Raw genomic sequence first — 12,180 nt, forward strand, 5'->3', positions numbered from 1 at the left:
CGCGCTACTCTGGCGTGCGGATCACCCTGTACCACTCGCGCCCGAGACCGCCGCGCGAGTCGCCCATCCTGGTGTCCGGCGCGTGTGTCCGGACCCCGTGCCCCACCCTGCCGGGCGAGACGTGCGATACCGGGGAGAGTCCCGGACCGCGAAGAATTCTGTGCCGGCGCACGAGGCAACCGGCGGCAGCAGAACAGCATACCACCAAGTGGCGCCCGCCGCACGCCATCGGCGCAGGGCGGTACCACGCACCGCCCCGGACTGCGGGGCGGCGCCGAACGCCGAACCGTCAGCGGGGGCGCGAGCCGCCCTTGAGGTTGGCCTTCTTGAGCAGGCTCTCGTACTGGTGCGACATCAGATGCGACTGCACCTGGGCGATGAAGTCCATCACCACCACCACCACGATCAGCAGCGACGTGCCGCCGAAGTGGAAGGAGCTGCCGAACTCGGCGCGCATGAACTCCGGCAGCAGACAGACCAGCACCAGATAGCCGGCGCCGACCGCGGTCAGACGGGTCAGCACGCCATCGATGTAGTCTGCGGTCGCCTTGCCCGGACGGATGCCCGGGATCAGCGCGCCGGACTTCTTCAGGTTGTCGGCGGTTTCCTGCGAGTTGAACACCAGCGCGGTGTAGAAGAACGCGAAACCGGCGATCAGACCACCGAACAGCAGCACGTACAGCGGCTCGCCGGGCGACATCGCCTGTGCCAGGCGCTGCAGCCAGGTCGCCGATCCGGCCTCACCGAACCAGGTCGAGACCGTCGCCGGGAACATGATGATCGACGACGCGAAAATCGCCGGGATCACGCCCGCCATGTTGAGCTTGAGCGGCAGGAACGAGGTCTGGTTCATGTACGCATTGCGACCGCCCTGGCGGCGCGCGTAGTTGACCGTGATCCGACGCTGGCCACGCTCGACGAACACCACGAAGAACGTCGCCGCCAGCACCACCGCCACCAGCAGGATCGCCGCAATCGGGCTCATGTCGCCATTGCGCAGCGACTCGATCGTGCCGAACACCGCACCCGGCAGGCCAGCAACGATGCCCGCGAAGATGATCAGCGACACGCCGTTGCCGATACCGCGCTCGGTGACCTGCTCGCCCAGCCAGACCAGGAACATGGTGCCGGCGGTGAGCGCGACGATCGCGGTCAGCACGAAGCCCATGCCCGGCGAATAGACGACCGGGATGCCGTTGTTGGCGCCCGAGCTCTGCAGCGCCACCGCGATACCCGCCGACTGGAAGATTGCCAGCGGGATCGCACCGATGCGCGACCACTGGGTGATGCGGCGCCGGCCCGACTCGCCTTCCTTCTGGATGGCCTTCAGGCTCGGCACCACCTGCACCAGCAGCTGCATGACGATGGACGCGGAGATGTACGGGATCACGTTCAGCGCGAACAGGCTGAAGCGCGACAGCGCACCACCGGAGAACATGTTGAACATGTCCACGATCGTGCCTTCCTGCTGCTCCATCAGCTGCAGCATGGCCTCGGGATTGACGCCCGGGACCGGGATGAAGCACCCGATGCGATAGACGATCAGGGCCCCGAGCACGAACAGCAGGCGCTGGCGGAGCTCGGTGAACTTACCGAGCCCGGCGCCAACCCCACCCATTGCGCTGCCGCTCCGCGACATCGGCGATTACTCCTCGACCTTGCCGCCGGCCGCTTCGATCGCCGCACGGGCGCCAGCGGTGGCCAGCAGGCCCTTGAAGGTCAGCGCCTTGCCGATCTCGCCGTTCTTGACGATCTTGGCGCGCTTGGCGGTCGCCGGGACCAGCTTGGCGGCGCGCAGCGCGGCGAAATCGACCGTGCCTTCGAGCTTCTCGAGCTGGTACAGGAAAACCTCGGCGGTGTCGTTCTTCAGGCGCGAACGGAAGCCGACCTTCGGCAAACGCTTGCGCAGCGGCATCTGGCCGCCTTCGAAGCCGGCCTTGATCTTGCCCTTGCCCGAACGCGCGAACGAACCCTTGTGGCCGCGGCCAGCGGTCTTGCCGAGGCCCGAGCCGATACCGCGACCGACGCGGGTGCGCTCGGTGCGGGCGCCCGGTGCGGGCTTGAGAGTGTTGAGCTTCATGTGATTACTCCTCGACCCGGACCAGATAGTGGACCTTGTTGATCAGGCCACGGACCTGGGGGCTGTCCTTCAGTTCGCGCACGTCGTTGAGCTTGTTGAGGCCCAGCGCCTTGACCGACAGACGGTGCTTGGCCTGCGAACCGCGCAGACCCTTCACCAGGCGCACCTTGACGGTGCCGCCAGCGGCTTCGTTCTTAGCCATGGGTGATGTCCTCCAGCTTCTTGCCGCGCTTGGCCGCGATCTGCGCCGGCGAATGCATCTCCGACAGGCCGCGGATCGTCGCGCGCACTAGGTTGATCGGGTTGCGCGAACCCACGGCCTTGGCCAGCACGTCCTTGACGCCGACGGCCTCGAGCACGGCGCGCATCGCGCCACCGGCGATCACGCCGGTACCCTCGGAGGCGGGCTGCATGAACACGTTCGCCGCACCGTGGCGCGACTTGACCGTGTGCCACAGGGTGCTGCCGTTGAGATCGACGGCCTTCTGGTTCTTGCGGGCCTGCTCCATCGACTTCTGGATCGCGACCGGCACTTCGCGCGCCTTGCCGTAACCGAAGCCGACCTTGCCGTTGCCGTCGCCGACCACCGTCAGCGCGGTGAACGTGAACTGGCGACCGCCCTTGACGGTCTTGCTGACGCGGTTGACCGTGATCAGCTTCTCGATCATGCCGTCGTCGAGTTCTTCGCGGTCGCGATTACGGTCGCGCCCGCGGTTTTCCCTTTCGTTTGCCATCTTGGATGCCTGTAGTGGAGAAATGATGTACGGCTTCAGGCCGCTTGGAGTTGTGGTCTGGTGCGGTGGAACGCGGACGCGGCGCAGAAGGCCGCGGGCGTCCGACACATCGCGTGCCGGCGCGTCAGGCGACGCCGCGCTCGCGCGCGACGCCGACAGCGTGAATCAGAACTGCAGGCCGCCTTCGCGCGCAGCGTCGGCCAGCGCCTTGATGCGACCGTGGTAGCGGTAGCCCGAACGGTCGAACGCAACGCGCTCGATGCCCGCGGCCTTGGCCTTCTCGGCGATGGCGCGGCCAACCTTGGCTGCGGCATCGGCGTTCTTGCCGTTCTTCAGACCTTCGCGGACGTCGCTCTGGGTGGTGCTGGCCGAAGCCAGGACCTTCGAACCGTCCGAGTTGAACAGCTGGGCGTAGATGTGCTGACCGGTGCGCAGCACCGACAGGCGCGGCACGCCCAGTTCGCGGATGCGCGCACGGGTCGACTTGGCGCGACGCAGGCGGGCGGTGTTCTTGATGCTCATGATGGTGACCTCGTGGAAGCGGATCGGCCTGGACACAGAAGTCGGGGGTGAGGACCGGGAAACCGCGGCGGGGCAGGCGCGCACCTGACGGTGGCTCGCATGCATCCGGATTTCCCCATCCCGATTCCCGGCCTTTACGCCTTCTTGGCTTCCTTACGGATGATGGTTTCGTCGGAGTACTTCACGCCCTTGCCCTTGTAGGGCTCCGGCGGACGGAATCCGCGGATCTTCGCGGCGACCTGGCCAACCATCTGCTTGTCCGCGCCCTGGACCAGGATCTCGGTCTGGGTGGGGGTGCTGAGGGTGATGCCTTCGGGCGCCTGGAACACGACCGGGTGCGAGAACCCGAGCGAGAGGTTCAGGTCCTTGCCCTGCACTGCGGCACGGTAACCGACGCCGACGAGCTCGAGCTTGCGCTCGAAACCTTCCGACACGCCGTGGACCATGTTGGCGACGATCGCGCGCAGGGTGCCGGTCAGGGCGATCTGCGACGGGTCGGCGGCCGACAGCAGCGCAGTGCCGTCTTCGACCTTGACCTCGATGGACGCCGGCTTGGCGAGCGACAGAGTGCCCTTCGGGCCCTTGACGCTGACCAGCTCGGGCTGGATGTTGAGTTCGACGCCCTTGGGCAGGGCGATGGGCTTCTTGGCGACGCGGGACATTGTGCGCTTACTCCCTTAGGCCACGAAGCACAGGACTTCACCGCCGACGCCCTGCTGGCGCGCCTGCGCATCGGTCATGATGCCCTTCGACGTGGAGATGATGGCGATGCCAAGCCCGTTGAGGACCTTGGGCAGCGCATCCTTGCCGCGGTACTGACGCAGGCCCGAACGCGAGAAGCGCTGCAGGCGCTCGATCACCGGGCGGCCTTCGTAATACTTGAGGACGATCTCGAGCTCGGCCTTGGCGCCGTTCTCGGTCACGCGGAAATCGCCGATGTACCCCTCGTCCTTGAGGACGGTGGCAATGGCGACCTTGATCTTGGAGGACGGCATCTTCACCGTCTGCTTGCCGACCGCTGCCGCATTCTTGATGCGGACCAGCATGTCGGCGATGGGATCAGTCATGCTCATGATGATTACCTTCTGAGTGCACCGATATCCGCTTTCGCGAATTCTAGTTTTGAACCGACCGGTGGCCCGGCCGGGGTACAGCGTGAGGGGCGGTATTGTACAGGCCCGGCGCCGGAACGCCAGACCCGTACCCCGCCCGCTCGATTACCAGCTGGCCTTGCGCAGACCCGGCACGTCGCCGCGCATCGTGGCTTCGCGCAGCTTGTTGCGGCCCAGGCCGAACTTGCTGTACACGCCACGCGGGCGGCCCGTGAGGGCGCAACGGTTGACCTGACGCGAGGGCGACGAGTCGCGCGGCAGCTTCTGCAGCTTGGTCGCGGCCTCGATCTTGTCCTCGTAGCTCGCGGTCTGGCTGCTGATGATCTTCTTCAGCGCCGCACGCTTCTCGGCGTGCTGCTTGGCCAGCTTGGTCCGCTTGACCTCGCGGTTGACCATGGACGTCTTTGCCATGTGCTTTCCTCAGTTGCGGAACGGGAAGCGGAAGGCTTCGAGCAGTGCCTTGGCTTCTTCGTTGGTGCGTGCGGTGGTGGTGATGGCGATATCCATGCCGCGGATCGCGTCGACCTGGTCGAAGTCGATTTCCGGGAAGATGATCTGCTCCTTCACGCCCATGTTGTAGTTGCCGCGGCCGTCGAACGAACGGCCCGACACGCCACGGAAGTCGCGCACGCGCGGCAGCGAGACGTTCACCAGACGGTCGAGGAACTCGTACATCCGGTTGCGGCGCAGCGTGACCTTGCAGCCGATCGGCCAGCCGTCGCGGATCTTGAACGAGGCGACCGACACGCGCGACTTGGTCACCAGCGGCTTCTGGCCGCTGATCTTGGCCATGTCGGCGGTGGCGTTCTCGAGGATCTTCTTGTTCGCGGCTGCCTCGCCCACGCCCATGTTGAGCGTGATCTTGGTCAGGCGCGGGACCTGCATGATGTTGTCGTAGCCGAACTGCTCCATGAGCTTCGGCACCACTTCATCCTTGTAGAACTGTTCCAGACGGGTCGTCATTTTGGGCATCCTCAGGCGTCGAGCGCCTCACCGCTCGAGCGGAACACGCGCAGCGTGCGTCCATCCTCGAGCTTCTTGGTTCCGATGCGCTCGCCCTTGCCAGTGGCAGGGTTGAACGGCATCACGTTCGAAGCGTGGATCGGAGCTTCGCGCTCGATCACGCCACCGGCCTGGCCGGCTTGCGGATTGGGCTTGGTGTGGCGCTTGACGAGGTTGACGTTGGAGACGACGACCTTGTCGCCGACCACGCGCACCACATCACCGCGCTTGCCCTTGTCCTTGCCGGCGATCACGATGACGTGGTCGCCCTTCTTGATTCGATTGGCCATGTTCGTTCTCTCCGCTCAGAGCACTTCGGGAGCGAGCGACACGATCTTCATGAACTTCTCGGAACGAAGCTCACGGGTCACGGGCCCGAAGATGCGGGTGCCGATCGGCTCCTGCTTGTTGTTGAGCAACACCGCGGCGTTGCCATCGAAGCGGATCAGCGAACCGTCGGGACGGCGCACACCCTTGCGGGTACGCACCACGACGGCGTCATAGACCTCGCCCTTCTTGACCTTGCCGCGCGGAATCGCTTCCTTCACGGACACCTTGATGATGTCGCCGATCGCGGCGTAGCGGCGCTTGGAGCCGCCGAGCACCTTGATGCACATCACTTCCTTGGCACCGCTGTTGTCGGCCACGTCGAGGTGGCTCTGCATCTGGATCATTTCGAGCTCCTCGTTATTCGGCCGCGCGCGCGACGATTTCCGTCACACGCCAGTTCTTGGTCTTGGACATCGGCGCGATCTCGACGACCTTCACCAGATCGCCTTCCTGGCAGGCGTTCTCGGCGTCGTGGGCGTGGAGCTTGGTCGAACGCTTGATGTACTTGCCGTACAGGGCGTGCTTGACCTGACGCTCGACCAGCACCGTGACGGTCTTGTCCATCTTGTTGCTGACCACGCGGCCCTGGACCGTGCGCTGCTTCTTCTCGGTATTCATGGTCGGGTCCTTACTTCTTCTGGCCGATCAGGGTGTTGACGCGCGCAATCTCGCGGCGCACCCGACGGGCTTCGTGCGTCTTGGTCAGCTGACCGGTCGCCTTCTGCATGCGGAGCGAGAAACGCTCCTTGTGCAGCTCGAGCAGATGCGACTGCAGTTCTTCTGCCGACTTCTCGCGGAGTTCCTTGGTCGTAGCCATCAGCGCACCGTCCGGGTCACGAATTGGGTGGTGACCGAAAGCTTGGCGGCAGCCAGGCGGAACGCTTCGCGTGCCACCGTCTCCTCGACGCCCTCGATCTCGTAGATCATGCGGCCGGGCTGGATCTGGGCGACCCAGTACTCCACGCCGCCCTTGCCCGAGCCCATTCGGACTTCGATCGGCTTCTTGGTGATCGGCTTGTCCGGGAACACGCGGATCCACATCTTGCCGCCGCGCTTGACGTGACGGCTGATGGTCCGGCGACCGGCTTCGATCTGACGCGCGGTCAGCTGGCCGGTCGCGGTCGCCCGCAGGCCGTACTCGCCGAAGCTGACAGCGTTGCCGCTCCACGACAGGCCTTCGTTACGGCCCTTGTGCATCTTGCGGTATTTGGTTCGCTTGGGTTGCAGCATGATTAGTCCCTCGCCTCGCGTTCACGACGCGGACCACGGCGCTCGCGGTCTCCGCGGTCACCACGCTCGCCGCGCGGCGTGTCGTCCTGCTTCTCCTGGCCGACCTGGGAGAAATCGAAGATCTCGCCCTTGTAGATCCAGGTCTTGATACCGATGATCCCGTAGGTCGTCTTGGCCTCGGCGAAGCCGTAATCGACGTCGGCGCGCAGCGTGTGCAGCGGCACGCGACCTTCGCGGTACCACTCCGAACGTGCGATCTCGGCGCCGTTGAGGCGACCGGCGACGTTGACCTTGATGCCCAGCGCGCCCAGACGCATCGCATTGCCGACCGCACGCTTCATCGCACGGCGGAACATGATGCGACGCTCGAGCTGCTGGGCGATCGACTCGGCGACCAGCTGCGCGTCGAGCTCCGGCTTGCGGACCTCGGTCACGTTGATGTGCGCCGGAACGCCCATCATCTGGCTCACGTCCTTACGCAGCTTCTCGATGTCCTCGCCGCGCTTGCCGATCACCACGCCCGGGCGGGCGGTGTGGATCGTCACGCGCGCGGTCTTGGCCGGACGCTCGATCAGGATCTTGCTGATGCCGGCCTGCGCCAGGCGCTTGCGCAGCATCTCGCGGACCTTCAGGTCGGCAGCCAGGTACTCGGCGTATTCCTTCTTGCCGGCGTACCACTTGGAGTTCCAGTCCTTGGCGATGCCCAGGCGGATACCGGTGGGATGAACTTTATGACCCATTTACTTGCCCTCTCCCACGACGACGGTGATGTGGCTGGTGCGCTTGAGGATGCGGGTACCGCGTCCCTTGGCGCGCGCCATGAAGCGCTTCAGCGTCGGACCTTCGTCGACCGTGATGGTGGCGATCTTCAGCTCGTCGACATCGGCGCCAGCGTTGTTCTCGGCGTTGGCGATGGCCGATTCGACGACCTTCTTGATCAGGTGCGCGGCCTTCTTGTCCGAGAACTTCAGCAGGCCGACGGCGCGCTCGACCGGCAGACCGCGGACCTGGTCGGCGACCAGACGGGCCTTCTGGGGCGAGATGCGCGCGGTCCGCAGGATCGCGGTGCGCTTGTTGACCTCGGTGCGAGCGCGCTTCTGCTCTTCGAGGCGGGCTTTCGTTGCCTTGTCCATTGTGCGCTCCTTACCTGCCCGACTTCTTGTCGCCGCCGTGACCCTTGAACGTCCGGGTCAGGGCGAACTCGCCGAGCTTGTGGCCAACCATGTTCTCGTTGACGAGCACCGGAATGTGGTTCTTGCCGTTGTGGATGGCGATCGTGAAGCCGACCATTTCCGGCAGGACCATCGAGCGGCGCGACCAGGTCTTGATCGGCTTCTTGGTGTTGGTGCCGGCGGCCTCGACCTTCTTGATGAGGTGGTGGTCGACGAACGGACCCTTCTTGAGTGAACGTGCCATGGTCTATCAGCTCCTACGGTCGCGCACGATGAACTGCTGCGTCCGCTTGTTATGGCGGGTCTTGTAACCCTTGGTCGGCACGCCCCACGGGGTGACCGGGTGCGGGTTGCCTTGTCCGGCGCGGGCCTCACCACCGCCGTGCGGATGGTCGACCGGGTTCATCGCCGCACCGCGGACGGTGGGCTTGACGCCGCGCCAGCGCTTGGCGCCGGCCTTGCCGAGCTTCTCGAGGCTGTGCTCGTCGTTGCTGACCTCGCCGATCGTGGCGCGGCACTCCGACGGCACGCGACGCACTTCGCCCGAACGCAGACGCACGGTGGCGTAGACACCTTCGCGCGCGATCAGTTGGACGGCGGCGCCGGCGGCACGCGCGATCTGCGCGCCCTTGCCCGGCTTCATCTCGATGCAGTGGATCGTCGAGCCGACCGGGATGTTGCGCAGCGGCAGCGTGTTGCCGGTCTTGATCGGCGCATCGGAACCCGCGATCACCTGGTCGCCGGCCTTCAGGCCCTTGGGGGCGATGATGTAGCGGCGCTCACCGTCGACGTACACCAGCAGCGCGATGTGCGCGGTGCGGTTGGGGTCGTACTCGATACGCTCCACGCGCGCCGGAATGCCTTCCTTGTCGCGCTTGAAGTCGACGATGCGGTAGTGCTGCTTGTGACCGCCGCCAATGTGGCGCGTGGTGATCCGGCCGTGGTGGTTGCGACCACCCGACTTGCTCTTCTTCTCGACCAGCGCGGCGTGCGGCGCACCCTTGTGCAGCTCGGGGTGCACGACGCGGACCGCGGAGCGGCGACCGGCGGACGTGGGCTTGAATTTCATCAATGGCATCGGGGCTTCCTCAGACCTTCGCGTTCATGACGTCGATCGACTGGCCGTCGGCCAGCTTCACGTAGGCCTTGCGCCAGTCGCCGCGGCTGCCCTGACGCTGACGGAAGGACTTGTTCTTGCCCTTCACGTTGACGACGTTGACCGCCTCGACCTTGACGTCGAACAGCTTCTCGACCGCGGCCTTGATGTCGGCCTTGGTGGCGACCGTCGACACTTCGAACGCGTACTGGTTGGACAGTTCCTGCAGGCGCGCGGTCTTCTCGGACACGCGCGGCGCACGGATCACTTCATAGAGCTTGGCGTCGTTCATGCCAGCCACTCCTCGATCTTCTTCACCGCATCGGTGGTGATCAGCACGGAATCGGCGCCGACCAGCGCGACCGGATCCAGGCCCTGCACGTCGCGGATCTCGACGTACGGCAGGTTGCGTGCCGACAGGTACAGGTGCTCGGACGCGTCCTCGGTCACGATCAGCGGGCGCTTGCCCAGATCGAATTCCTTGAGCTTGGCGACCATGCCGCTGGTCTTGGTCTCGGTCAGGTCGAACGCCTCGACGATCGTCAGACGGCCCTGGCGGTTGAGTTCGGACAGGATCGCCGACATCGCCGCGCGGTACATCTTGCGGTTGACCTTCTGCTCGAAGCTGCGCGGCTTGGCCGCGAAGGTCACGCCACCACCGACGAAGATCGGAGCGGTCAGGGCGCCGTGACGTGCACCGCCACCCTTCTGCTTCTTCGACTTCTTGGTCGTGCCGTTGACTTCCGAACGGGTCTTCTGGGCCTTGGTGCCGGCGCGGCCGGCATTGCGATAGGCGACGACGACCTGGTGAACCAGATCCTCGCTGAAATCGCGGCCGAACACGGCGTCGGAGACCGACAGCTTGTTGCTGCTGTTGTTGATTGCGAGTTCCATCGTGCTACTCCTTATGCCTTGCTCGACGGACGCACGATCACGTCGCCGCCCGGCGCGCCCGGCACGGCGCCCTTGACCGCGATCAGGCCGCGCTCGGCGTCGACCTTGACGATCTGCAGGCGCTGCGTGGTCTGCTGATCGGCGCCCATGTGGCCGGACATCTTCTTGCCCGGGAACACGCGGCCCGGCGTCTGGCGCTGGCCCAGCGAACCGGGCTGGCGGTGCGACAGCGAGTTGCCGTGCGTGGCGTCGCCCATCTTGAAGTTCCAGCGCTTGATCGTGCCCTGGAAGCCCTTGCCCTTGGTGACGCCCTGGACGTCAACGAGCTGGCCCACTTCGAAGATGTCGGCGCGGATCTCGCCGCCGACGCTGAAGTCGGCGATCTTGTCGTCGGCCACGCGCAGTTCCCACAGGCCGCGGCCGGCTTCGACCTTCGCCTTGGCGAGGTGACCGGTTTCGGGCTTGTTGACCAGCACGGCACGCTTGCTGCCGGCGGTGACCTGCACGGCGCTGTAGCCGTCGGTCTCGGGGGTCTTCACCTGGGTGATACGGTTGGGGGTAGCTTCGATCAGCGTCACCGGCACGGACTTGCCGTCTTCGGTGAACACGCGGCTCATGCCGGCCTTGCGGCCGACGATGCCCAACGAATGAATCTTCGCGGTCATGGTGGCGGCCCTCAGGTCAGCTTGATCTGGACGTCGACGCCAGCCGCGAGCTCGAGCTTCATCAGCGCGTCCACGGTCTTGTCGTTGGGGTCGACGATGTCGAGCACGCGCTTGTGCGTGCGGGTCTCGTACTGGTCACGCGCATCCTTGTCGACGTGCGGCGACGTCAGGATGGTGTAACGCTCGATCTTGGTCGGCAGCGGGATGGGGCCGCGCACTTGGGCGCCCGTCCGCTTGGCGGTTTCGACGATCTCGCTGGCCGAACGGTCGATCAGACGATGATCGAACGCCTTGAGGCGGATCCGGATCTTTTGGTCCGTCATGACGGAAATATCCTTCGTTAAAAGAGCGACGGGCCCGCGGCTGGGTGCGCGGAACCCCTGTGAAATCGTGGCTGGCCGGAGCATTCACCCGCGCCCCGGGGCCTTTCCCTGGAAAAACGAAAGGCAGACCGGTTGCCCGATCCGCCCAGACCTGGAATTGCAGACGCAATGACCCGCTCCATCCCATCGTGCTCCGAAGACCTTCGGAACGGGTGGAGCGCAGCCTCGCGACATTTCCGTGTCTGGCGAAGACGAGGGCATCCTGCACCTCATTTCGCGATTTCGCGGGCGGCCTTGAATCGACCAACCCGCGAGGGTCTTGCATTCTAGCGGGTCCCGCTGGGCCGGCGCAAGCCCTGCCCTGCGGAAAAGCGAACGGACCGGCAGGGCCGGTCCGCTCGCTCGTGCCGCTGCCCGACACGCGTGAGCGCGCGGGCCTTGCGCTTACTTGAGGATCTTGGCCACCACGCCGGCGCCGACGGTCCGGCCGCCTTCGCGGATCGCGAAGCGCAGACCTTCGTCCATCGCCACCGGGTTGATCAGCGTGACCACCATCTTCACGTTGTCGCCCGGCATCACCATCTCGGTGCCTTCCGGCAGCTCGACCGCACCGGTGATGTCGGTGGTGCGGAAGTAGAACTGCGGACGGTAGCCCTTGAAGAACGGCGTGTGACGGCCACCCTCATCCTTCGACAGCACGTAGACCTCGGCCTCGAAGTCGGTGTGCGGCTTGATCGAACCCGGCTTGGCCAGCACCTGGCCGCGCTCGACGTCGTCACGCTTGGTGCCGCGCAGCAGCAGACCGGCGTTGTCGCCCGCCTGACCCTGGTCGAGCAGCTTGCGGAACATTTCCACGCCCGTGACGGTCGTCTTCTGCACCGGACGGATACCGACGATTTCGATTTCGTCGCCGACCTTGATGATGCCGCGCTCGATACGGCCCGTGACCACCGTGCCGCGACCCGAGATCGAGAACACGTCCTCGACCGGCATCAGGAACGCCTTGTCGATGTCGCGCTC

23 protein-coding genes are annotated in these 12,180 nt (G+C 65.4%); all 23 read right to left on the reverse strand.

Features of this window, described 5'->3' with window-relative positions; genetic code table 11:
• Window positions 1–289: 289 nt before the first annotated feature.
• Window positions 290–1,639, reverse strand: a complete 1,350-nt coding sequence (gene secY, locus FHW73_RS08375; protein ID WP_183426244.1) for a preprotein translocase subunit SecY — start codon at window positions 1,637–1,639, stop codon at window positions 290–292.
• A 6-nt stretch (window positions 1,640–1,645) separates the two neighbouring features.
• Entirely contained in the window at window positions 1,646–2,080 is a 435-nt protein-coding gene (gene rplO / locus FHW73_RS08380; protein ID WP_183426245.1) for a 50S ribosomal protein L15, read from the reverse strand.
• Between the two features lie 4 nt (window positions 2,081–2,084).
• Window positions 2,085–2,282, reverse strand: a complete 198-nt coding sequence (rpmD, locus tag FHW73_RS08385) for a 50S ribosomal protein L30 (protein ID WP_047137627.1) — start codon at window positions 2,280–2,282, stop codon at window positions 2,085–2,087.
• Window positions 2,275–2,814 carry a 30S ribosomal protein S5 gene (gene rpsE / locus FHW73_RS08390; protein ID WP_183426246.1) on the reverse strand — a complete coding sequence of 180 codons (540 nt, stop codon included), beginning with the start codon at window positions 2,812–2,814 and terminating at the stop codon, window positions 2,275–2,277. The genes rpmD and rpsE overlap by 8 nt, the downstream gene beginning before the upstream one ends.
• A 165-nt stretch (window positions 2,815–2,979) precedes the next feature.
• On the reverse strand, window positions 2,980–3,336 hold the full coding sequence (gene rplR, locus FHW73_RS08395; RefSeq protein WP_183426247.1) for a 50S ribosomal protein L18: 357 nt from the start codon (window positions 3,334–3,336) through the stop codon (window positions 2,980–2,982).
• Window positions 3,337–3,470: 134 nt separating this feature from the next.
• Window positions 3,471–3,998, reverse strand: coding sequence for a 50S ribosomal protein L6 (rplF, locus tag FHW73_RS08400; protein WP_183426248.1), 528 nt, complete (start codon window positions 3,996–3,998; stop codon window positions 3,471–3,473).
• 15 nt (window positions 3,999–4,013) lie between these two features.
• Window positions 4,014–4,409 carry a 30S ribosomal protein S8 gene (gene rpsH / locus FHW73_RS08405; RefSeq protein WP_183426249.1) on the reverse strand — a complete coding sequence of 132 codons (396 nt, stop codon included), beginning with the start codon at window positions 4,407–4,409 and terminating at the stop codon, window positions 4,014–4,016.
• Window positions 4,410–4,553: 144 nt separating this feature from the next.
• Window positions 4,554–4,859, reverse strand: coding sequence for a 30S ribosomal protein S14 (gene rpsN, locus FHW73_RS08410; protein ID WP_183426250.1), 306 nt, complete (start codon window positions 4,857–4,859; stop codon window positions 4,554–4,556).
• 9 nt (window positions 4,860–4,868) lie between these two features.
• Window positions 4,869–5,411, reverse strand: coding sequence for a 50S ribosomal protein L5 (gene rplE / locus FHW73_RS08415; protein WP_047137632.1), 543 nt, complete (start codon window positions 5,409–5,411; stop codon window positions 4,869–4,871).
• 11 nt (window positions 5,412–5,422) lie between these two features.
• The gene (gene rplX, locus FHW73_RS08420; protein ID WP_047137633.1) at window positions 5,423–5,740 is read right to left on the reverse strand and encodes a 50S ribosomal protein L24; all 318 of its coding nucleotides are present in this window, start codon (window positions 5,738–5,740) and stop codon (window positions 5,423–5,425) included.
• Window positions 5,741–5,755: 15 nt separating this feature from the next.
• Window positions 5,756–6,124, reverse strand: coding sequence for a 50S ribosomal protein L14 (gene rplN, locus FHW73_RS08425; RefSeq protein ID WP_047137634.1), 369 nt, complete (start codon window positions 6,122–6,124; stop codon window positions 5,756–5,758).
• Between the two features lie 13 nt (window positions 6,125–6,137).
• Entirely contained in the window at window positions 6,138–6,398 is a 261-nt protein-coding gene (gene rpsQ / locus FHW73_RS08430) for a 30S ribosomal protein S17 (protein WP_047137635.1), read from the reverse strand.
• Between the two features lie 10 nt (window positions 6,399–6,408).
• Window positions 6,409–6,597 carry a 50S ribosomal protein L29 gene (gene rpmC / locus FHW73_RS08435; RefSeq protein ID WP_047137636.1) on the reverse strand — a complete coding sequence of 63 codons (189 nt, stop codon included), beginning with the start codon at window positions 6,595–6,597 and terminating at the stop codon, window positions 6,409–6,411.
• Complete coding sequence (rplP, locus tag FHW73_RS08440; RefSeq protein ID WP_183426251.1) at window positions 6,597–7,010, reverse strand: 50S ribosomal protein L16; 414 nt, start codon at window positions 7,008–7,010, stop codon at window positions 6,597–6,599. Before rplP ends, rpmC begins: the two co-directional genes overlap by 1 nt.
• Window positions 7,011–7,012: 2 nt before the next feature.
• Window positions 7,013–7,750: a 30S ribosomal protein S3 gene (gene rpsC, locus FHW73_RS08445; RefSeq protein ID WP_047137638.1), complete on the reverse strand. Its 738-nt coding sequence runs from the start codon at window positions 7,748–7,750 to the stop codon at window positions 7,013–7,015.
• Window positions 7,751–8,143, reverse strand: a complete 393-nt coding sequence (gene rplV / locus FHW73_RS08450) for a 50S ribosomal protein L22 (protein WP_047137639.1) — start codon at window positions 8,141–8,143, stop codon at window positions 7,751–7,753.
• A 10-nt stretch (window positions 8,144–8,153) separates the two neighbouring features.
• Window positions 8,154–8,426 (reverse strand): 30S ribosomal protein S19, encoded by a 273-nt coding sequence (gene rpsS / locus FHW73_RS08455; RefSeq protein WP_047137640.1) that lies wholly within the window; start codon window positions 8,424–8,426, stop codon window positions 8,154–8,156.
• A gap of 6 nt (window positions 8,427–8,432) precedes the next feature.
• Window positions 8,433–9,260: a 50S ribosomal protein L2 gene (gene rplB / locus FHW73_RS08460; protein ID WP_047137641.1), complete on the reverse strand. Its 828-nt coding sequence runs from the start codon at window positions 9,258–9,260 to the stop codon at window positions 8,433–8,435.
• Between the two features lie 10 nt (window positions 9,261–9,270).
• Window positions 9,271–9,570: a 50S ribosomal protein L23 gene (rplW, locus tag FHW73_RS08465; RefSeq protein ID WP_183426252.1), complete on the reverse strand. Its 300-nt coding sequence runs from the start codon at window positions 9,568–9,570 to the stop codon at window positions 9,271–9,273.
• Window positions 9,567–10,172 carry a 50S ribosomal protein L4 gene (gene rplD, locus FHW73_RS08470; RefSeq protein WP_183426253.1) on the reverse strand — a complete coding sequence of 202 codons (606 nt, stop codon included), beginning with the start codon at window positions 10,170–10,172 and terminating at the stop codon, window positions 9,567–9,569. The genes rplW and rplD overlap by 4 nt, the downstream gene beginning before the upstream one ends.
• Window positions 10,173–10,183: 11 nt before the next feature.
• On the reverse strand, window positions 10,184–10,837 hold the full coding sequence (rplC, locus tag FHW73_RS08475; RefSeq protein WP_183426254.1) for a 50S ribosomal protein L3: 654 nt from the start codon (window positions 10,835–10,837) through the stop codon (window positions 10,184–10,186).
• Between the two features lie 11 nt (window positions 10,838–10,848).
• Complete coding sequence (gene rpsJ / locus FHW73_RS08480) at window positions 10,849–11,160, reverse strand: 30S ribosomal protein S10 (protein WP_047137645.1); 312 nt, start codon at window positions 11,158–11,160, stop codon at window positions 10,849–10,851.
• A 444-nt stretch (window positions 11,161–11,604) separates the two neighbouring features.
• On the reverse strand, window positions 11,605–12,180 hold a 576-nt coding region (locus FHW73_RS08485), incomplete at its 5' end, for an EF-Tu/IF-2/RF-3 family GTPase (protein WP_255492850.1).

The sequence above is a fragment of the Luteimonas sp. RC10 genome, from assembly GCF_014192745.1.
Taxonomy (GTDB): Bacteria; Pseudomonadota; Gammaproteobacteria; order Xanthomonadales; family Xanthomonadaceae; genus Luteimonas.

What these genes read in the sequence shown, in the direction of transcription:
- rplP (WP_183426251.1), bottom strand. Translation starts at nt 7,010, where the DNA reads ATGCTGCAACCCAAGCGAACCAAATACCGCAAGATGCACAAGGGCCGT.
- rpsJ (WP_047137645.1), bottom strand. Translation starts at nt 11,160, where the DNA reads ATGACGGACCAAAAGATCCGGATCCGCCTCAAGGCGTTCGATCATCGT.
- secY (WP_183426244.1), bottom strand. Translation starts at nt 1,639, where the DNA reads ATGTCGCGGAGCGGCAGCGCAATGGGTGGGGTTGGCGCCGGGCTCGGT.
- rplO (WP_183426245.1), bottom strand. Translation starts at nt 2,080, where the DNA reads ATGAAGCTCAACACTCTCAAGCCCGCACCGGGCGCCCGCACCGAGCGC.
- rplE (WP_047137632.1), bottom strand. Translation starts at nt 5,411, where the DNA reads ATGACGACCCGTCTGGAACAGTTCTACAAGGATGAAGTGGTGCCGAAG.
- rplF (WP_183426248.1), bottom strand. Translation starts at nt 3,998, where the DNA reads ATGTCCCGCGTCGCCAAGAAGCCCATCGCCCTGCCCAAGGGCGTCGAA.
- rpsS (WP_047137640.1), bottom strand. Translation starts at nt 8,426, where the DNA reads ATGGCACGTTCACTCAAGAAGGGTCCGTTCGTCGACCACCACCTCATC.
- rplR (WP_183426247.1), bottom strand. Translation starts at nt 3,336, where the DNA reads ATGAGCATCAAGAACACCGCCCGCCTGCGTCGCGCCAAGTCGACCCGT.
- rplN (WP_047137634.1), bottom strand. Translation starts at nt 6,124, where the DNA reads ATGATCCAGATGCAGAGCCACCTCGACGTGGCCGACAACAGCGGTGCC.
- rpsC (WP_047137638.1), bottom strand. Translation starts at nt 7,750, where the DNA reads ATGGGTCATAAAGTTCATCCCACCGGTATCCGCCTGGGCATCGCCAAG.
- rplV (WP_047137639.1), bottom strand. Translation starts at nt 8,143, where the DNA reads ATGGACAAGGCAACGAAAGCCCGCCTCGAAGAGCAGAAGCGCGCTCGC.
- rpsH (WP_183426249.1), bottom strand. Translation starts at nt 4,409, where the DNA reads ATGAGCATGACTGATCCCATCGCCGACATGCTGGTCCGCATCAAGAAT.
- rplW (WP_183426252.1), bottom strand. Translation starts at nt 9,570, where the DNA reads ATGAACGACGCCAAGCTCTATGAAGTGATCCGTGCGCCGCGCGTGTCC.
- rplB (WP_047137641.1), bottom strand. Translation starts at nt 9,260, where the DNA reads ATGCCATTGATGAAATTCAAGCCCACGTCCGCCGGTCGCCGCTCCGCG.
- rplD (WP_183426253.1), bottom strand. Translation starts at nt 10,172, where the DNA reads ATGGAACTCGCAATCAACAACAGCAGCAACAAGCTGTCGGTCTCCGAC.
- rplC (WP_183426254.1), bottom strand. Translation starts at nt 10,837, where the DNA reads ATGACCGCGAAGATTCATTCGTTGGGCATCGTCGGCCGCAAGGCCGGC.
- rpmC (WP_047137636.1), bottom strand. Translation starts at nt 6,597, where the DNA reads ATGGCTACGACCAAGGAACTCCGCGAGAAGTCGGCAGAAGAACTGCAG.
- rpsQ (WP_047137635.1), bottom strand. Translation starts at nt 6,398, where the DNA reads ATGAATACCGAGAAGAAGCAGCGCACGGTCCAGGGCCGCGTGGTCAGC.
- rpmD (WP_047137627.1), bottom strand. Translation starts at nt 2,282, where the DNA reads ATGGCTAAGAACGAAGCCGCTGGCGGCACCGTCAAGGTGCGCCTGGTG.
- rpsN (WP_183426250.1), bottom strand. Translation starts at nt 4,859, where the DNA reads ATGGCAAAGACGTCCATGGTCAACCGCGAGGTCAAGCGGACCAAGCTG.
- rplX (WP_047137633.1), bottom strand. Translation starts at nt 5,740, where the DNA reads ATGGCCAATCGAATCAAGAAGGGCGACCACGTCATCGTGATCGCCGGC.
- rpsE (WP_183426246.1), bottom strand. Translation starts at nt 2,814, where the DNA reads ATGGCAAACGAAAGGGAAAACCGCGGGCGCGACCGTAATCGCGACCGC.